Origin of the sequence: Rhizobium sp. WSM4643 (genome assembly GCF_025152745.1) — a bacterium.
GTDB lineage: Bacteria > Pseudomonadota > Alphaproteobacteria > Rhizobiales > Rhizobiaceae > Rhizobium > Rhizobium leguminosarum_I.
Genome location: NZ_CP104042.1, coordinates 529,564 through 548,967, shown reverse-complemented (window position 1 = coordinate 548,967; position 19,404 = coordinate 529,564). Strand labels below are relative to the sequence as shown.

Here is a 19,404-nt window from a genome sequence, read left to right as displayed (position 1 = left end):
CCCCGGACCTGATTTCTTGAAATAGCGCTTCTGAGCGGAATTTCCTAATCACTCCGCTGCTTGCAATAAGCATCGATTCTAACAGGCTGGCAAGCTATTTAGGGTTAACAAAACCTTAATGCCGACCGCCGCTCGTGCAAAGAGATCTAAACATTATTGTGCAACAACAAAATGTTATCGAGGGTGTATCTCCGGACGCCGTTTTCACCCGTACACCGGAATCTGCGAAGCAATAGGCGCAAGGGATACATTTTGCGGTGGCGACAACCCATCTGGCGACTCAAATTAGCATCCAAGCGAGTTCACTGACGAGAATCATTGCCACCAGCTAGGGCGGAAAAACGGCCGCTGTGGGGTTGCAGTCCAACGCAGCTGCTCGGGTTTAAGAAAATCCTCCTCCTCCCGCAATTAAAGCATACGGGCAGCCCGTCCGCTTCGACGCGTAGCATTATTGTAGTAGCTCGATGCCTGCTGCACCGAGCGGTGGCGAGACTGCTCCATCGCCTCGGGAAGGGGGATTCCACGATTGGCCGCCTCGGTGAGATAACCTGACCGCAGCCCATGGGCGGAAAACTCCCCCGGTTCCAACCCAGCCATCTCGGCCCGCTGCTTGATGATCGCATTGACCGACTGCGGATCGATCGCCCGCTTCGAAACAGTCCCCCAGCGACCGATCGCCCGGAACACGCTTCCGCCCTCGATCCTGGCGGCCACCATCCAGGCGTTGAGCGCCTCGACCGGCCGGCCGGTCAGATAGACGACATCGTCCTGTTCGCCCGAGGTGGTCTTGGTGCGACCGAGATGGATGGCGAGCGAGGGGAGGGGGGCGCCGTCCTCGACCGGGATCGGCGGCTCGACCGTCAGCTGTTCGCGCCGCAGTCCGGCGATCTCGCTGCGCCGGCGACCGCCGGAGGCAAAGGCGACCATCAGGATTGCCCGGTCGCGGAGATCGCGCAGGCTGTCGGTGGCGCAGGTCGCCAGCAGTCTTGCCAGCACATCGCCGGTAACCGCCTTGGCGCTCTTGCGAAGACGTTGTCTTGGCGCGGCTCGGATCGCCAGCCGAATGGCCGATTTGAGGGCAGGGGAGGCGAAGGCGCTGTCAAGGCCGCGCCACTTGGTCAGCGTCGACCAGTTGGCCAGCCGCCGGCGGACCGTCGATGGCGAATGCGGGCCGACGGATTTGAGAAAACCCTGGCTGCGCAAGTTTTCGTCGACGGCGGCCGGCATTCCGTGATCAGGGTCACTCTCCCGCCACTGCGGATCCCACAGGTGATGGGCGACGAATTTCAGCAGCAGCGCCTCGGGCGCCGGCCAGGGCAGCGAGCGTCCGGTGGCTGCCAATCCCCAGGCTTCGAGATAGGTCAGATCCGAGGTGAGGGCGCGAAGGGTGTTGTCGCCCATGCCCTGGTTGACGAGATGGCGCAGCGTCTCGACGTCCTGGTCGGTGAGCAGCTCGGCAAGATCGTCGCGGCGCTCGATCGGCAGTACGGCGGCGATGGTGTCGAGCTCTTCGGCGCGGCGCTCCACCGCGGTCAGTGATTTTTTGGGTTTCGCCACGGACGCTCCAGAAAGACGGTTTCGGCGGCCTCTGAGACCGTGATTTGCGCCGACTCTTGCTGATTTGGACCTCGAAATCAATCTACCATCGATAAGAGGTACTTATCGATGGTTATACCCTCAGCCTGCATCCGTACCATGTGGCGAACCTCAATATCCATATAGCGTTCGTGTAAGAAATCATTTACCATGATTTCAATGGCTTACGATATCGCGAAAATCAGCATGACAGCCCTGATAGAGCCGGCTTTTCGCGCCGGTATCGAATTGGCACGTCTCGACGAGCGTATCGCCCGTTCAACGGTCGGCGCCGGCTGGATCGAACGCCAAAACTTTGCCGACGCCTGCGCCTCGCTGTGGATCGACGGCGAACTCGTCCATCTCGAAGACCTCGTCCTCCACGACGCCACGAAGGATATTCGCACACCCACCCATGAACTCACCATCGCCCGCGATGTGTTGCGCACTCGTCGGCGCATTGCCGCCCAACCACCTGGCTGGGCGCTTTCGGCCGACGGCATTCGAATACTCCGGCAGACGGAGCCAGTGGCGTCGATCGGCGCCGACGAAGCAAAGGCGGGCAGCGCCGCCCGACGCGCCGGCGTGATCGATCTGGTAGGGGAGGGCGAAGATGCCGACGACATCGAACATCTGCTTGGCGTCGACTATGCCGCCATCGATGCGGTGCTCGCCCGATCGGAAGCGGCAATCGAAAATGCCAGGAAGCCCGGTCGGGCTCCGGCCGATCCGCTAATTTATGATCTCGACTGGGACGAGGATGCCCGGCTCGACGAATGGCGCGGTATGTTGCGGCAGGTGCAAGACCTGCCGGCGGTGACGCAGGCGATCGTCGCCCTTGATGCGTGGAACGAATTGTCAGTGCTTCAGCACGCGCCCTGGCTCGGCCGGCTATTGGCTGCCTCCATCCTGCGGGAGGCCGGCATCACGACCGGCACCCGTCTCGCCGCCATCAACCTCGGCCTGAAAACCATTCCGGTCGATCGGCGCCGGCATCGTGATCGCGAAACCCGGCTGCTGGCCATCGCCCACGGATTTTTGGCGGCAGCCGATATCGGCCTGAAAGAACACGACCGGCTCACGTTGGCGAAAACGATGTTCGAGCGAAAACTCGAAGGACGGCGGGCGTCTTCGAAATTGCCGGAGCTGGTCGAGCTGGTGATGGCAAAACCGTTGGTGTCGGCAAACATGGTGGCGAAAACGCTCGAGGTGACGCCGCAGGCGGCGCGGCGGATCGTTTTGGAGCTGGGCCTCAGGGAGATGACCGGGAGGGGGAGGTTTCGGGCGTGGGGAATAATTTAACAGCGGAGTCCCGTTATATGAACCAACTACCATTCTGCCGAACGTGATGGACACGACAAAACAACAGCGGATCTCACGATAGGTCAGGGTCTTGAAGACAAAGGCAGGTCGCTGAATTACGGTCCCAGGAAAGACGTGGAAAGCCCGAGCGGACAACTGTATGATATCTCCATTGCAGCACTTGCAAGATACCAGCATGGATGCCAACGCAGTCATCCGCGATGAGATCGCCGGTCTTTTTTCTCGATATGGCGAGAATACACCCGCAGCGACTTCGACGTTGAGGCCACTGTTCGCTTATCTCTCGTCGAGAGCTCAGGCGGTGACGTTTCTTTTAACCTGGGGTTATTGTTGGGACGCGGAAATTGTCTTGCGGTCGTTTTACGAGACGGCTGCTAAGATCTTGTTCATCTGTCTTGCCGAGGAGGAGGAAAAGGCCGTCCTCCTCAATGAATTTTGGAACGTACTTGGCTCGATCGGCAACCGTCGGAGAGCACGCAAGGCCGAGTTGGTAGTTCGAGGAGCCGATGCAGAGCATGTGGCTTCGGATATATTCGAAGCGCTGACCCAAGAGAGCATTTTCGACCAGAATATCGCAGGCAACAAGGCGGAACGAAAGAGAATAGAACAGAAGTGGTCGTTCTCCGAAATTGTCACATCGCTGGAAGGTCGCTTGATCGCGGGCGAGCCCCTGAATGGTTTCCAAGGCATTTTGCACATGTATGGAATGTGCAGCCATCTTGCGCATGCAGACGGTGCAGCCTTGGATCTGATGGCTGATCGTGCTTTACGTCCGCAAGAGGAGTTGCGGCTCTTGGAGTCCAGTCACGTGGCGAGGATAGTCAGTGATCAGGTGAGCTTGACTTGGTTCTGCGCCGAGGCATTGAGACAGCACTTCGACGGCGTCCTTATTGATGAAGAAAAGTTCCGCAACGCATTCGAGGCCACCGCTCGCGCAAGCGAGCCAATTCAATCCGCTTTCATCGAGAGCCAGCGCGAATTCTACGAACGAATTTTCGGCAAGTGATCCAGAACACCCGCGACGGCATCCCAAAACGACGCCTAGGAAGACTTAACGTTCGCTTCGTCTCCATACTTTTTTGCTTGATCCGGCGACCGGGAGCCAAGCCAAAACACGACGCGTCGCGCTAGGCCTTCCATGTCCTTAGTTTCACACTCCCATATCGTTTCGACCTCCCAACCGAGTTCGCGCAATTCACGCTCCTTCCTCTTGTCGCGTTCGACGTTCTTCGCGAACTTTTCTCTCCAGAATTCGACACGCGTTTTTGGGGATGTCGCCTTGCTGCAATCGGCATGTCGGTGCCAAAAACACCCGTGAACAAAGATAGCCTTCCTGCGAGTTGGAAAGACGATATCCGGACTGCCGGGCAAGTCGCGGCGATGTATCCGATATCGATAGCCCAATCCGTGAAGAATCTTTCGGACCTTTACTTCGGGCAGCGTGTTTTTCTGACCCACGCGCGCCATCAGGGCGGATCGAAATGCGGTCGGAGCAGCTTCGTTTTCGTCTGTCAAAAATCCTACCGTGTCTCTGGCCGATATGGAGGCGATCCGAATAGTCGACCATCAAATCTCGCTGATTTTACGGCAGAACGCATACCCCCGAGCGAAATAGAAAAAGTGACGGGCGGACCATTCAGCGGCTTGATTTCTTTTGATAAATCGGAGAAAGTAGCCTGAAACTGCAACCGGGGGTCGTGCAGCTTGCCCTATGCGAAGATAAGCGAAATCGGGACGACGTCTCATGCCGAGTAGTTCCGGTCCTTCAACACTGTTGCCGGTGGGCGAGGTCGTGGATCTCTTCTGCGGAATCGGCGGAATCAGCAACGGGTTCAAACGCGCCGGGTTCGACATACGCGCTGGCTATGATGTGGACGAAAGCTGCCGGTATGCATTCGAGACCAACAACGATTCGCGTTTCGTGAAGAAGGACGTCGGCTCTTTGTCTGCCGACGAGATAAAGTCTAGATTCACCGGGACAAGGCCCTCGGTGCTCGTGGGTTGCGCCCCGTGTCAGCCTTTCTCCACCTACAAAAAAGGCAAGACAGACGGCCGTTGGGAGCTGCTGAAGAGCTTCGCAAGGATCGCGACATCGGTCGACGCCGATTTCGTGACGATGGAGAACGTTGCGGGTCTGCTGGAGTACAAGGCCGGTAGCCTGTTTCAAGAATTTCTGGATGCGCTGTCTACGAGATACTTGCTTTCCGTCCAGGTCGTAGACTGCTCGCAATATGGAGTGCCGCAGCGTCGAAAGCGGCTGGTAGTTATCGGATCGAAGAAGAAGGTCGTTCAGCTATCGGCCCCTTCCGAGGAGGCCGGCGCGACGGTGAGGGCGGCGATCGCAGGGCTCCCTCGGCTGACGGCCGGTGGAGTCGATCCTAACGATCCTCTGCATCGCGCGAGCAAGCTCTCGGATTTGAACCTCGAGCGCATCAGGGTGTCGAAGCCGGGCGGGACTTGGCGCGACTGGCCAGCCGACTTGGTCGCCACTTGCCATACTGCCGAGACGGGCAAAGGTTACGGTGGAGTATATGGACGTATGGGATGGGATCAGCCCGCACCGACCATGACCACGCAGTGCTACGGTTTCGGTAACGGCCGCTTCGGCCATCCCGAGCAGGATCGCGCGATATCGTTGCGCGAGGCGGCTATTCTTCAATCGTTCCCTGCCGACTACGCTTTCTTCGAAGCGGACAAATTTCCTGGCTTTAAGACCGTGGGAAAGTGGATCGGAAACGCGGTTCCGGTTGCGCTCGCTCAGGCCATCGCAAAGGAAATTTCGGCGGAGATCGTCGGCCGTGGCTGAAAACTCGCCGTTCAGAATGACGATCGACTTGAATGTCCTGAACCATCTCGGCATCAAGTTGTACAGCAGCGTGCCCGCCGTGATCTCCGAGGCGGTCGCGAACGCCTGGGATGCAGATGCCGAGAGTGTCGGCATTGATGTCGCGACCGGCAAGATCATCATCCAGGACGATGGACACGGCATGTCCGTCGACGACATCAACCGGAAATTCCTGACCGTCGGGTACCAGAGACGAAAAAACGGAGAAGCGAAGACACCGCATGGGCGCCCGGTGCTGGGAAGGAAGGGGATAGGCAAGCTCTCGCTCTTCTCGATCGCCGACACGATCGAGGTTCATAGTTGCAGGGGCGGGGAGCGGTCGGGCTTGATCCTGAGTCTGCCTGGAATCCAGGCATCAATCGCCGCGGGTGAAAAGGAATATGTTCCAGCGGTGGTTCCGCTCGCAGAGATTTCGATCTCGCAAGGGACGAGGATCGAGATCCGAGACATTCGGAAGGCGACGCACAATGCGCCGGGCCCACTTCGGCGACGGTTGGCCAGGCGTTTTTCCTCCATCGGACAGGTGAAGTACGAGAAGTCCTTCGATGTCCACGTCAACGGCGTGCCCATCACGTCGGAGGACAGGGAGTATTATAAGAAGGTCGAGTTCATATGGACTTACGGAGATCTCGGAGAGGAGATCAGCAAGTCCACTTCGGCGACGCAGGTCTTCCCGCGCGAAGCGACGTTCTCTGGCTGGATAGGTACGGTCAAATCGGCCGGCGATCTCGCCAGCGAGGATGGCGACAATCTGAATGACATTCAGATCATGATCAGAGGCCGGGTCGCTCAAGAGAAGACGTTGCAATTCTTCGGCGAGGACGGCCTCTACGCCTCCTATGTGGTCGGCGAGATCCATGCGGATTGGCTGGACGACGACGAGAAGGAAGATGTCGCCACCAGCAACCGTCAGGCGCTGATCGAGGACGACGATCGTGTCGTGAGGCTTCGAGCCGAGATACAAGCCGAACTGAAGCACATTCAGAACAAGTGGACGGACCTGAGAAACAAGGAGGGATCCAAGGAAGCCTTGAAGGTTCCGGAAGTCGATGCCTGGTTCAAGACGCTGGGCGCCGACCAGCGCAATAAGGCGACGCAGATGTTCGGGAAGATCAATACTCTGAAGCTCGACCCGAGCGACAAGAAGCCTCTCTTCAAGTTCAGCGTATTGGCGTTCGAAAAGCTGAAGCTTCGTGACAGCCTCAGTCGACTGGACAGTCTTTCCGACAGCGATTTTTCCGGCTTTCTGAAAGCCTTCGAGGACCACGACGAACTCGAGGCGCAACTCTACTACGAGATCTCGAAGGGGCGTCTCGATCTCATAAATAGTTTCGAGGGCCTCACCGAAGAGAATAGCCTCGAAAAGATCCTTCAAAAATTCCTCTTCCAGCACCTCTGGCTCTTGGATCCGTCGTGGGATCGCGCGGCTATCGATCCGGTGATGGAGAAGGAGGTGAAGAAGGCCGTTCTGAACGACGAAGAGTTCGTCGGCGAATACATGGAGACCATCGGGCGCGTCGACATCCAGTACAGGAAGTCGGGCGGGGAGCACCTCATCATCGAGCTCAAGCGCGCGGGCAGGGTCTGCGACACGGACGAACTCTTCGCGCAGGTGCGCAAATATCAGAGAAAGATGGATCAGCTCTTGGCAGGAACTGGTCGATCAGCCGAAGCGTACGAGATCATCTGCCTCGTCGGAAAAGATCTCAAGGACTGGTCCGAACCGCAGGGTCGTGAGAAATCGCGTAGCATTCTCGAGCAAGCCAACGCTCGCGTCATGACATACCAGCAATTGATCGGGAACGCCCGACGAGCCTATGGCGAGTATTTGGAGGCTTCGAAGACGGCCAGCCGGATCTACGCCATTCTCGATGCCATCGACGCGAGTCTGTAGGTTTCACCTAAGTCACAAGCTCGTCGCAATTTCCCGCCGGGCAGAGCGAATATATTTGTGGTTGCTGGAGTGAGCCTCTCCTAAGCTGTGATTCGCGCTTGGGTAGGGCGCGCGCCGTGTCTTTTGCGAGGAATGCTTCCATCTTCACGATGTCCGGTAAACAATGGAATGCCAGGCTGGTGAGCCATTATCTTTCGTCGGACGGTCCGAACGGCGGAAGCCCGATGACGTATCTGGACGCGACGTCGTCGGAGCTCGCGATCGCCTCGGGCATCACGGACCTCGACCCCGAGATCGCTCTCCGCTCCTTTCTCGACAGCTTCGATATCGCCTTGGTCGGTCATTATTTGAGCGGCGGCTCGAGTTCCGATACTGCCGAGGAGGAGCCTGCTTTCTTCCGATATCTCGTCCTGACATGCGTGATTGCGGTCAACGACGTCGCCGGCACGGACCTCGATACGCATAACTTCCGTGTCCGCATGGGACAGGCGTTCGGAATTGCCGAATTGACCTCTGTCGGCGGCGTGAACAGGCTTTGGCGGCGGCTCGCGAATTGGAGTGATCGGCAGAGATCGGCCGGGCGTCCCGTGCGACAAGTCGTTCTCCCCGATCCAGGCGCCATGAGACTGATCGGGTATGCCGTGAAGATGGCCTTTCCGGCATGGCGTGACAAGGCACAATTCGCCGCGATACTGAAGACCATTTCCCAGTCGGTGCGAGGTTCTCCGAGGAGGCTGGTCGAAGAACTGCTGCGGACCCACCGACGATTCGACATACCAAGTGCCATTATGGACGCGCTGCTGGACTTTTCCGAACGTTTGTCGTCCGGACAGACGATGCTTGCCGGCCATCGCTTCTGGGCTCTGGTATCCGGTATCGAGCGACAGATATCGGCGGAAAACGGCGAAAGAGGCGACGCGGCTGCCTGGATCGAGTTGCGGTTCGCGGGTTTCGACCAGGACGTTGCGGAGTTTTCTTTGAAAACGGCGCGCCAGAGCCGATTGAGCTCAATCGGCGGCGGTCACTTCGCAGGGGGGGCTTGGAGTGACGTTCTTCAGGCTGTCGCAGGAAATAAGAGTGGGCACGTGGCTCGTCGAATCGGCGAAGGCTACGCAGTCTTCGTCCGGCGGGCGGGATCCTGGGTCTGTGACGAGGGCGGACCGGGTACAGACGATTTCTGCATGGTCGTCGCAAGGCGAGGATCCGCGCCGCGAGACTGGAGGCTAAGGACGACCTGGACCGAGGTAGACCGCGATTGGGATATATCCGGGCGGATCGACGGCATCGAAGTCCTGCGTCACCTCTCCAGGAACGGGTTCGTTCCGGAAGAGCTCGTCGGTCCGAGATTGACAGGTGGGGTGAGTCTGAAACGCAATGTCTATCTCGGGCGCCCGTCTTTTTTGCCGGAGGTGAGCGGCGTCCACTCCTCAGCGATCTCGGTGACGCGACTGCGCGAAGGGCCGGGGGAGTTGCGGGTCGAGCCAAACGGGCTCCTACGTTGCGAAGAGACTACGGACGGTGTCTGGCGCATCGGTCTGGCCGAGGGCGACAACAGAATGGATCTCACCTGCGTGCTGGAGGGCAGCGCGCCCGAACCTAGCACATATTCGGATTTCACTTCGAAGTCCGGATGGCGGCAGGATCGCGAGATGTCGGACGAAGCGCCCAGCCACCCATTGCAAATTGGGGCGATGATCGAAGACGACGTCGCCGCCGACCGAACCGCGATGGACGATCTCGGCGAGGCGATCTTTTCGAAAGCGGGCACCGGATGGCGCGAAGGTGAACTGATCGCTCTCATTGAACGGGTCGTGCCGACCCACGATCTCGTGTGGGACGTGCTGCGGGCTTATCAGGAGGCCGGTTGGCTCGATCCATACGTTTCCCAGACTTGGCGGGGTCGCGTGTGGACGTGCCGTCGTCCCAGCTTGGTCTTACTGTCTGAGAGCGAAGCCGTCGTCGACGGCGCCACCCCTTGCATCGTTCAAAAGGCCTTGTCGAAGGCGCTGGGGGTGACAGGCGGGGAGCTGAAACGTTACGGAGGGGCACCCTGGTCACCCGAAAGCATCCGCATCGACGGAATGTTCGTGGCCCGCCTTGCCGAAACGCTCGAATGGCCGGTCTTGCCGCTGTCTGCCCTGCCGGCACCCGACCCGATCCGCCAATGGATCGAAGATCCCAGAACGCCGGACGGCCGACGGCATGCGAGCTCCTGGTCTTATGGACTCGGACTCTTCGTCGATCGGCACGACGAGAGCGCTCGGGTTTCGCTCGAGCGTTGGGTGAGGGACAGGGGTGACGAGGCCGATCTCTACGTGCTGAGAAGAGGCTCGGAGATCCTCAAAAAGACCGCATCACGAGTCGCCGCGATCCTCGAAGGGCATCGACTCAACAAGATTGCTCTCTTCGCGCAGAACGGCGAAAGGTTGAGGCGCATCGGCAAATCCGGATATCTGCCCAGTCCGATCGCTCGGCAGGCGCGGTTCCGAACGATGCGATCATCGGGACCGGTGATGGCCAGCGATGGGACATGGGACTACGCCTATCATCTCGATCGGTCGATGACGGTCTGGTTGAGGCGCTTCATCGGGGAAGGGTTCGCCGGCCCGGGAGAAGATGGACCGGCGACCGGGTCGGCCATGGCGTTGGCGCGTCGTCGCGGTACCCGACGACCGAGCTGGGACAGCATTGCAGGGGGGGTGTGACGATGGCGACGAGTTGGTTCTTGGGACGCTGCCTTTATGAGCCCCGCCCGTACACGCGCATCGAACCACTCGCCTTCGCGCAAGATGGCTCATGGCTTTCTTGGGACAAATGGAGCGAAACCTTCCCACGTGAAGGAAGGATATTCTCACCCAAACATCCCGGTATGGGGACGGAATTTCCCTTCGCCTTCGATGCGCAACATGTGTCGGATCCGTCGGGACCGGACGAATTTCAGCTCGGCATCGTTCAGAAGGTCGAAGAAGTCCTTGATTACACGCATCGCAATATCGAGGATGCACGACGGGAACTGGTCGAAATAGGCATCGTACGCGCGCGTGGCGGCCGTAGGGAGCAGGTGGTCGTAGCCTTGACCGGTGGCCGGTGCGTCCGGATCACTCTGGTGCCGAACCCCTTCAAGGAGAAGAGCTTCGCCGACCTCGCGGGTCTCGAGAAACTCCAGACTTTCGAATTCGACACGGCGCTCTTCGACGGGACCAAGGTCGAAGGCAAGTGGTTTTCGGTCCCACAGATCACCGTCGGCCAACCGGGCGATGTGATCGACTGGTCGGTCGACAAGGACTTCCTTGATGCGCTCATCAAGAGACTAAAACGGGTCGGAAAGCCGGAGGACGGCACGGTTCCGTTTCCCGCCACGAAGGCGCAGGTCCAAGCGATCTTGACCACGCTCGACCGCTTCGAATTGTTCCCTTCGCAACAGGGCGGATGGCGGGCGGCCAACGATCGTGTCAAACGCCTCTCGGCCGACCTGCGGATCGGCGTGGAAAAGGTCGATCAGATCGTCGCCGTACTCAGCGAATTGTCTCCGATCGAGGAAAAGCTCAAGGTCGAAATCGAAGCGCGACGCGAGCGGATCGAAAACGATCTGCGCACGCGTCTCGAGGAGGAGGTGCGGAGGGAGATCGAAGCGGCCCATTCGGCGTTGATGGAGACGAACCGCGCGCTCCTGGCCGAGACCGAAACGCTAGCAGCGAAGAGAGAGCTAATATCCGAGGAGATCGCCCGACGATCGACCGAAAAGGACGAAATCGTCGGCGCACTCGAAAGAATGATTTCCGATCTGGCACTGGTCTCGAGCGACAGACAAACCCCCGGCGAACCGATGCGCAGGCTGGCGTCTGACCTCCAACACGTCCTCGCCGATCGCGGCGATTTGATCACGGTCACGGACGACATACCGATGCCGCTGATGCGCCCGACTCGTTTCGACCGGAAAATCGCGCCGAGAGCCTGGTCGGAAATAGGCGCCGCCCTGAACACCGCGGCGACGTTCCATGGTTTCAATGCATCGGATCTAAGGGGCATCGACATCCTGTCGAGATCGGGCGAAACGGTGCTGCTGGGCAGTGATGTCGCAATGGGCTTGGTTCGCTGTTACGCGTCGGCGGTCGCTCAGGGTCTTTTCTCGGTGCAATCGCTCGACACTTCGATCCTCGGACACGAGGACATCTGGCGGACGCCGGCGACGGGATCGCTCACGACTTTTTCCCGTGTCTGGAAGACGGCATGCCTCGACAGGTCAACCTTGAGGATCGTACTTCTCGAAGGCATCGAACGAACGCCGATGGATATATGGATCCTCTCGTTCATGTCGCTCCTCGCTTCTCCCGAGCGCCCGGCGAATCTTCTCGTCTTCATGAGCATGGGTGGTCGTCCGATAGACGGCCGGCGAGGGGTGATAGGTCTCGAAGATCTCGTCGTACCGATCCGGCCGGCGAAGACACCGGGATTGACGGGCGAGCAGTTGAGACGCGTGCTCGGTGACGCAACGGATCGGGTCTGGTTCGACGATGCCGTACGTCCGCGACCGACGAAAGACGATTTTCGAATTTTGGTTCAAAGCTGCCTCGAGTGGAAGATCGACGAGGATATCGATTTTCCGCTGCGCGCGCATGTGGCCGGCTGGCCGTTCCGCGGCCCCGAGACGGACGAGCTTGTCAGAACCGTCTGGGCGAGCCGCTTCGGCAAGAATGCTGGGACGACGCCCCCGAAAATGTTTGCCGACGGCCGTGATTGGCTGAAGTCGATGATAGGTTGAGGAGGATACTTGATGCTCGACCCGATTGGCGCCTTCGAGCGCATGAGAGACCTTTACATCTCGTATCTCGATACAGCTTTTCGAGTGAGGCGGACGGAGCTTGCGGATAGGCGTCGCGCACTGCTGCGCCAGCCGGGCAACCTCGCGACGGCGCCGTTCCTCGAGCCGGTGCCGCGGTATCGTTCTGCGGAATGGGGCCTCGACGAGCTGGTCGATCTCGCGGGCGAACGCAATCCGATCGGGGGCATGTCGCGTGAGGGGCGCATCGCGTTCGCTGAGCTCGCCCTTTCCGGTCTGTTTCCTGGAGTTGCCGCTGACGGAGAAATTCGAAGAGCAGGATCACGCAAACCCTACACGCATCAGATGGAAATGCTGAAACGAGGCGTGATGTCCGGCACGCCCGGTATCGTCACGTCCGGGACCGGCTCCGGTAAGACGGAGGCCTTCATGCTGCCCATCCTGGCGACGATCGCCGAGGAGGCCACGCAATGGCCCGCACCGTCGCCAGGCTATCTCGCTTCATCTTGGTGGCGGGATACCGCAAAGAATTTTCGCTATCACCGCGACGGGGAGCACGCCGCTCGGCCCAAGGCCGTCCGGGCACTAATCCTCTATCCGATGAACGCGCTTGTCGAGGATCAGCTCAGTCGTTTGAGAAAGACGCTGACCTCCCCCGAGGCCACGGCGGTTATGGACGAACGCTTCCGAGGAAATCGGATATTCTTCGGCCGTTACACGAGCGCGACGCCGGTAGCCGGCAATCTCGTGCATCCGAGACGCGGGGACGTTCGGATCGAGAGGGAAAGGGCGGAAGCGCGCGTAGCCCGCGTGCGTGCAGCGATGACTCGGTACGAGGACGATCAATCGCTCGCACGGCACCACGATGCGGCTCACCCAGATGACGATCCGACACGCTATCTTTTCCCGTCCGTCGACGCTAACGAGCTCGTCGCTCGATGGGACATGCACGAGACACCGCCCGACGTGCTCGTCACCAACGTCTCAATGCTCGGCACCATGTTGTCTCGGGAGATCGAAGCGCGAATCTTCGATGAGACACGACGGTGGCTAGAAACGGAAGAAGGTGCTTACTTCTTCCTGGTTCTGGACGAGCTCCATCTCGTTCGCGGGTCTGCCGGAACCGAGGTTTCCGGCCTAATCCGGGCCCTCGTGCAACGCCTTGGGCTGGATCGACCGGAACACAGCCATAAGCTCAGGATATTGGCGTCGAGCGCGTCCCTGCCATTGGATGGAGAGGAAGGATCGAAAAGCCTCAAGTATCTTCACGATTTCTTCGGCCCGTTCGGGACGAGCAAAGGAGCGGGCGATGCCGGCGCGACGGATCCCTCGAGCTGGGGGTCGGCCATTGTTACGGGGACACAGGAGATCCCGGCCAGCGAAATGCCGTTCCCGCTGCGGACGCGACCCTTCGTCGACCTCATCCGGCTCTTGTCGCCGGCCGGACAGCTGGTCGGTCGGCTCGACACTTGGCGGCCGGGGTTGACCGACGCCGTGACCGCCTGTGGGCGTGCCCTCGTGTCGACGCCGGCATCCGACCCCTTGCTCGCGGTCAGACAGGCGATAGAGGCGGCGGCCTCGGTCCTGACGAGCGCGTGCCAATCGGAGAGCGAAGGCAGGCTGCGGGCAACCGCGATCGACACCATTGCCGAACGGGTCTTCGGTACGAGTTCGGGCGAGACACATCTTGCCTTGCGAGGGCTAGTGATCCTGCGAGGGCTCGGCGACCGCGTCAACGATCTCCTCGGAATCCACATCGACGATCGCACGACGAGCTTTCGCGAGCACGTCTTCATCAGGAGTATCGAAGGCCTGTTCGCCACACCCGTCGTCGTCGGTGAGAGCGTCGGCTTCGAAGGCGTCACCATTGAGCGCGGCACGACATACGGGTCCGACGGGGCCGTCAGCGAACGCGTATTCGAACTGGTCTATTGCGAATCCTGTGGCGAGGAGTTCGTCGGAGGACGACGTGGAGAGGCCGAGCGAAGCAATGGCATCCAGGTAGAGTTGCTGCCGTCTTCTCCAGAGCTGGAGACTCTCCCGGAGATCGGGGCGAGTGGAAATTACGAGGATCTGAGCTATCAGGACTTCGCGGTCTTCTGGCCGAGTCGGCACGGGCCCCAGCATGGCGACCAGGACGACGAGCGGTGGATGGAAGCGACGCTCGATACGCGCAACGGCATGGTCTTGGGAGGCTGGGACGAACGACCCCACGCCGTGCGTGGGCGAATCTTCTGCTTGCCGCCGAACGCCGGAGGCGCGCTCAGGACGCCAGGGACCGCGGGCCCGAAATGCTGCCCGGCCTGCGGGATAGACTATAGTGGTAGAAGCAGAAGGTTCCGGCAATCCCCCATACGAAGCTTCCGCACGGGCTTCGCCAAGAGCTCTCAGCTCGTTGCGACGGAACTCTTCTCGATATTGCACGCGAGCGGGGACAGCGCGAAGGCGGTCGTATTCTCCGACAGTCGACAGGATGCCTCACGGGCCGCGCTCGACATCGAGCGACGGCATCATCAGGATGGTCGGCGTCAGCTCCTAGTGCAAAGCGTGAAGGACTTTGCCGAAGCGGCACCTCGATTGATTGAAGAAGCGACCGCTCTCATGAACGAGGCTTGGCAGCGGAACGACGTGGCCGCGGTCGCGACGCTGTCTGCGCGAGTGGCGGCCTTGAGACAGGAAGCCGGGGAGCCGGGACGGGTGGCGTTGCGCTCGATCGTCGAGACCGCCGTCACCCCGGGCCAAGTTGTGGAGGGAAGGGCAAAGCCGCTCTTGGCGAGCATGGTGGCGTTGGGAATGCATCCCACGGACGACGTCGGGATCGCGCGGATCGGAGAGGGGCCGGGCAGACAAGGTGTGGATTGGGACCGACTGTTCTCTTTGAACGCGGGAGCGGTCGACTGGCGGGTGGGTACGGACGCGCTGGCATTCCAGGTGGCGCGGAACGAGATCGTGGCCGACATGAAACCGCTCGTCGACGACGTGTTGTTCTCCAAGACGTATTTCGCTTTGGAAGAGACGGGGCTGGGTTATCCGTCGCTGTATGCCACTGGGGGCGCCGATCACGACCGAATGGACGCCTATCTGAGGGTTTTCGCCGATTCCTATCGCGTTCGAGGCAACCGTTGGGTCGAGAGGAACGACCAACGCAAGGAGTGGCCGGACGCTCATGCCATCCCGAACCGACGCGTCAGAGGCTTCGCCGAGGCTGTGGCTCCCGGCGGCCGGACGGGCGAGCTTGATCGCGTGCTGTCAGCTCTCCACGACCAAGGGCACCAGAACGGCTTCATAGAGCCCGAGCGGCTCTATGTCCGTCTGGTGGACGACGACCACGGGTACTTCGCCTGCGAGAACTGCACGCGCGTCCACCTCCACCGCGGAGCCGAGATCTGCACGCGATGCACGGGCCCGCTGCCCAGCGAACCGACCGGGCGGGTTCGTGAGCTTCGGGAACGGCACTTTCTCGCTCGCGGCATGACCGACGCCGAGGGCGGCGGCGCCGGCGGCTTCCGGCTCCGATGTGAGGAGCTGACCGGCCAGACAGGATCGCCGGCGGACCGGCTGCGCCGTTTCAGGGGAATTTTCGTCGACGGTGTTTCCGGAGGGGGCGACGAATTGTCCCGTAAGGCGAAAGAGATAGATATGCTGTCGGTAACGACGACCATGGAGGTCGGCATCGACATCGGTTCTCTCCAGGCCGTGTATCAGGCCAACATGCCGCCGCAGCGCTTCAACTACCAGCAGCGCGTCGGACGGGCGGGGCGGCGTGGACAGGCCTTTTCAATGGTGGCGACGCTCTGCCGCAGTCGCAGTCACGACCTGCACTATTTCCAGCACCCGCAAGCGATCACCGGCGACGCTCCGCCACCTCCTTTCCTGACGTCGGACCATTTGGCGATTCCACTCCGTCTGCTGCGAAAGTTCTGGTTGATCGCCGCCTTCGAACTCCTCAGGGACGAAAGCGGGAAGAATTATCCGGGTGACGACACTCCTTCGGACGTCCATGGCGAATTCGTTTCCTGCGACACCTATTTCGCAGTAGGATCGGAGTGGCCCGACCGTTTGCGCGACGCTCTGGATCGCTCCCGCTCCGTGCGGGATCGAGTGGCTAGAGCATTGGGCGCCGGACGGCCGGGACGCTCCGAAGAACTACTTTCCCGTCTGCATACGGACAGCCTGTTGTCCGAAATAGAGGCGTTGCGTGAGAGCGGCGCCTCGGCGGTAGGCAACCTCGCGGGATTTCTGGCCGAAGCGGGGTTGTTGCCCATGTACGGGATGCCGACGAGGGTCCGCGACCTGATCCTCGGTCCCGCGGATGCCGAAACGGGCTCTTCGGAATGGGATACGGTCGATCGTGATCTCGACATCGCGATCTATGAGTTCGCCCCGGGCCAGAGTCTGATCAGGGACAAGCGCAAGCACACGGCGATCGGGTTCACGGCGCCTATCGCGGTCCGAAAAAACGAGCGGGAGCAGACCGCGACGTTCCTGAAGGGGTCGCCGAGTCCGCAGTGGTTCGCCGACCGCGCGGCGATCGCCGTCTGCCAGATATGTGGCGCAACCATCACGAGGGCGGCCGAGGCAGTCGAGGAGGGGGCTTGCGCCGACTGCGGCGCGTCGATCTCGGCATCCGATTACGTCACGTACTACATGCCGTCCGGCTTTCGTACGTCCTTCCGTCCGTCGCCTTTAGACGAAGACGAGATTCTCGCCCGCCCGACGCGACGGGAGACCTCGTCGGAGATCGAGGATCTGACGACGGTCGAATGGCCGGAGACCAACCTACTGTTCGCGACGGGCGATAGGGCATCCGTCATCCGGAAGAACGACGGGCCAATCGACATCGACGGAGAAGCCCAGGGCTTTGTCATCCAAGAAGCCGTTCAGAAGAACGTCATGATGCGGCGGTCGCCGCCGCTTTGGGCCAAGAACCTCCGGCACCAATACGTGGTTCCCGACACGCTTGCGGATACGCTCAACTGGTCCGCGGCGCACGACTCGTTGGGAATCGCCTCCAGTCCTGAAGCCGTCAGGTTGATGTCGCGGAAGCGCACGGACTCCTTCTACCTGGGCATGCGATCGATCCCGAGGGGCCTCGCCTTCGACCGCCTGGGAGGACGGAGCGTCCACAAGACCAGCATGCGGGCCGCCGCCGTATCGGCGACGCAGCTGCTGATGCAGCGCGCGGCGCTCGAGATGGATATCGGTCCGGAGGAATTCGAAACGCTCGAGCCACGCTTGCGGGACGGCTTGCCGCTACTGCAGATCGCCGACAGCCTCGTCAACGGAGCCGGATTTTCGCGAAGACTGGCCGATGTCGTCGACGGTTCGCCGCTGGCGTACCGGCTCATCCGGTCGATGGTCGAGGATGCGGACCGGCTCGTCCAGCCATATTTCGAGAGCGATCATCCGCAGACCTGCACGCGTTCCTGCTATCGCTGCATGCAGCGATACAACAATCGTGGCTATCACGGGTTACTCGACTGGCGGCTCGGGCTGGGTTTCCTGCGTGGCATGATCGATGTCGATTGGGCCGCCGGTCTCGACGGGGACTGGAGCGCGCGCGAAATTGCGGACTGGCGCACGATTGCAGAGCGTAGTGCCACGGAGTTGCAGCGTCTCAACCCGGTCGCCCGTTCGGTATCCAGCGTAGGGCATATGGGACTGCCGGTACTGAGGGAAGACCGGAGCGGATCGTCCGTCGCCTACTTAATGGTCCATCCCTTTTGGCGTCTCGACGAAGCTTCGCTCGGCGAAGGTCGCCTCGTGGACGTATTGGGGGAGCTCCAGGGGACGGCGATTTACTTCATCGATTCCTTCGATGCCGCGAGAAGGCCGGTCAAGGCCGTCGAGTTCGCCAAGATCAGGCCGCTCGGAATGACGTGAGCGAGCGCCGGACTATTCACGTCCCCTACCTACCAGGATCGAGCGGAGTCTTTCGACGATCTGGAGCGCAGGAACGGTCAAATCTACGGTGACGAACCGAATCGTATGACCTTGGATGGTTGCGGTCTGGTCGAGTTCTACGCCGACCGTGGGATAGAGTAACATTCCGGCGGACGTGAGCGACAGTGGGTCGTCCGATCGTTCCTGGCTTCTAAGATAGGCATAGAGTTGATAGATATGGGCACTCTTCAGGACCTCTTCCCGATATTGCGAGCGAGCAAAGACAGACGTGAACTTGGTGTCGACGATCAAGCGTTCCGATGCTCTTTCCAGCTCAATGTCGACTTCCATCGCCGGAAAAATCGAGTGGATCCTATCGCTGGCATCATCGAATTGCCAATCCAATCGCTTCGCTTGCCTGACCCGCCAACCCAGCGGAGAAAGTTCGGAGCGACAGAAATTTCCCACCGCCTTCTCGAAAAGGCGCCTGACGAGGATCGCTTTCTTCTCCACGTCTGTCACGACCGTCCCTCCTTCGTCCTCGGTCGGAAGAACCAGATCGAAGACGATGCGCGAGAGGCTGATCATTAGCAGGTCGTCATGATCATGCCGTCCGACGCGGTCGGCGGCGATTTCATGTCGTGAAGGCGTGGGGCCCGCGACACCGAGCCGCAGCAGGTCGCCTTCGAGGCGCCGGCAACGGCCGGCAAGTTCTCGATCGTCCAGGCTTTTCGCTAGCCGGCCGAGAGCGGCTCGCGCGAGACGATTGCGGGCAATGTCGAATGTGAATTCATCCAGGCGGCATGCGACGGCACCACGCTCCAGGAGGCCGCGGGCATGGGTTTGAAGCAAATCGATTCTGCCTCGTACGCGCGGAAGCACCGCTTCGATCCGCCGATAACCACGACTGAGGTTGCGCCGAAGTCGCAATTCGACCGCGAAGCACAGCAGGCGCGCGACGAGGTCCTCGAAATCCGGAGAGGATTCCACTTGGACCGAATGTCGACCGAAGAACTGCGCGAGGTTGGATGCGTAGAGGAACAGAAGCCAGATGTTGCGGACAGGAATCGACCCTATGGTGCGTATCGTCGCAGGCGTTCCCAT

The 19,404-nt window shown here is 60.4% G+C and carries 10 protein-coding genes; 7 read left to right on the top strand and 3 right to left on the bottom strand.

The genetic code is table 11. The features are described 5' to 3' along the window. Nucleotides 1–408: 408 nt before the first annotated feature. The gene (locus tag N1937_RS29515) at nt 409–1,557 is read right to left on the bottom strand and encodes a site-specific integrase (protein ID WP_260059999.1); all 1,149 of its coding nucleotides are present in this window, start codon (nt 1,555–1,557) and stop codon (nt 409–411) included. A 189-nt stretch (nt 1,558–1,746) separates the two neighbouring features. Between N1937_RS29515 and N1937_RS29510 the strand changes: the two genes are divergently transcribed. Both N1937_RS29510 and N1937_RS29505 read left to right on the top strand, forming a co-directional pair. Further along, nucleotides 1,747–2,877: an RHE_PE00001 family protein gene (locus tag N1937_RS29510; RefSeq protein ID WP_260059998.1), complete on the top strand. Its 1,131-nt coding sequence runs from the start codon at nt 1,747–1,749 to the stop codon at nt 2,875–2,877. 196 nt (nt 2,878–3,073) lie between these two features. Next, nucleotides 3,074–3,904: a DUF5677 domain-containing protein gene (locus tag N1937_RS29505; protein WP_260059997.1), complete on the top strand. Its 831-nt coding sequence runs from the start codon at nt 3,074–3,076 to the stop codon at nt 3,902–3,904. A 35-nt stretch (nt 3,905–3,939) separates the two neighbouring features. On the opposite strand, the gene N1937_RS29500 is transcribed toward N1937_RS29505, so the two are convergent. Continuing rightward, on the bottom strand, nt 3,940–4,365 hold the full coding sequence (locus N1937_RS29500) for a very short patch repair endonuclease (RefSeq protein WP_441005677.1): 426 nt from the start codon (nt 4,363–4,365) through the stop codon (nt 3,940–3,942). Between the two features lie 277 nt (nt 4,366–4,642). On the opposite strand from N1937_RS29500, the gene N1937_RS29495 reads away from it, so the two are divergent. From N1937_RS29495 to N1937_RS29475, 5 genes are all read left to right on the top strand, one after another. Further along, the gene (locus N1937_RS29495; RefSeq protein WP_260059994.1) at nt 4,643–5,704 is read left to right on the top strand and encodes a DNA cytosine methyltransferase; all 1,062 of its coding nucleotides are present in this window, start codon (nt 4,643–4,645) and stop codon (nt 5,702–5,704) included. Beyond that, entirely contained in the window at nt 5,697–7,637 is a 1,941-nt protein-coding gene (locus tag N1937_RS29490; protein ID WP_260059992.1) for a BbrUII/HgiDII family restriction enzyme, read from the top strand. The genes N1937_RS29495 and N1937_RS29490 overlap by 8 nt, the downstream gene beginning before the upstream one ends. A 347-nt stretch (nt 7,638–7,984) precedes the next feature. After that, a complete protein-coding gene (locus N1937_RS29485; protein ID WP_260059991.1) occupies nt 7,985–10,342 on the top strand; it encodes a hypothetical protein in 2,358 nt (785 codons plus the stop codon). A gap of 164 nt (nt 10,343–10,506) precedes the next feature. Next, complete coding sequence (locus N1937_RS29480; RefSeq protein WP_260059989.1) at nt 10,507–12,399, top strand: hypothetical protein; 1,893 nt, start codon at nt 10,507–10,509, stop codon at nt 12,397–12,399. Between the two features lie 12 nt (nt 12,400–12,411). Beyond that, the gene (locus N1937_RS29475; protein WP_260059988.1) at nt 12,412–18,300 is read left to right on the top strand and encodes a DEAD/DEAH box helicase; all 5,889 of its coding nucleotides are present in this window, start codon (nt 12,412–12,414) and stop codon (nt 18,298–18,300) included. Between the two features lie 12 nt (nt 18,301–18,312). On the opposite strand, the gene mcrC is transcribed toward N1937_RS29475, so the two are convergent. Further along, nucleotides 18,313–19,404 (bottom strand): 5-methylcytosine-specific restriction endonuclease system specificity protein McrC, encoded by a 1,092-nt coding sequence (gene mcrC / locus N1937_RS29470; RefSeq protein ID WP_260059987.1) that lies wholly within the window; start codon nt 19,402–19,404, stop codon nt 18,313–18,315.

What these genes read in the sequence shown, in the direction of transcription:
- N1937_RS29480 (WP_260059989.1), top strand. Translation starts at nt 10,507, where the DNA reads ATGGGGACGGAATTTCCCTTCGCCTTCGATGCGCAACATGTGTCGGAT.
- N1937_RS29505 (WP_260059997.1), top strand. Translation starts at nt 3,074, where the DNA reads ATGGATGCCAACGCAGTCATCCGCGATGAGATCGCCGGTCTTTTTTCT.
- N1937_RS29475 (WP_260059988.1), top strand. Translation starts at nt 12,412, where the DNA reads ATGCTCGACCCGATTGGCGCCTTCGAGCGCATGAGAGACCTTTACATC.
- N1937_RS29500 (WP_441005677.1), bottom strand. Translation starts at nt 4,365, where the DNA reads ATGGCGCGCGTGGGTCAGAAAAACACGCTGCCCGAAGTAAAGGTCCGA.
- N1937_RS29495 (WP_260059994.1), top strand. Translation starts at nt 4,643, where the DNA reads ATGCCGAGTAGTTCCGGTCCTTCAACACTGTTGCCGGTGGGCGAGGTC.
- mcrC (WP_260059987.1), bottom strand. Translation starts at nt 19,404, where the DNA reads ATGGGAACGCCTGCGACGATACGCACCATAGGGTCGATTCCTGTCCGC.
- N1937_RS29510 (WP_260059998.1), top strand. Translation starts at nt 1,747, where the DNA reads ATGATTTCAATGGCTTACGATATCGCGAAAATCAGCATGACAGCCCTG.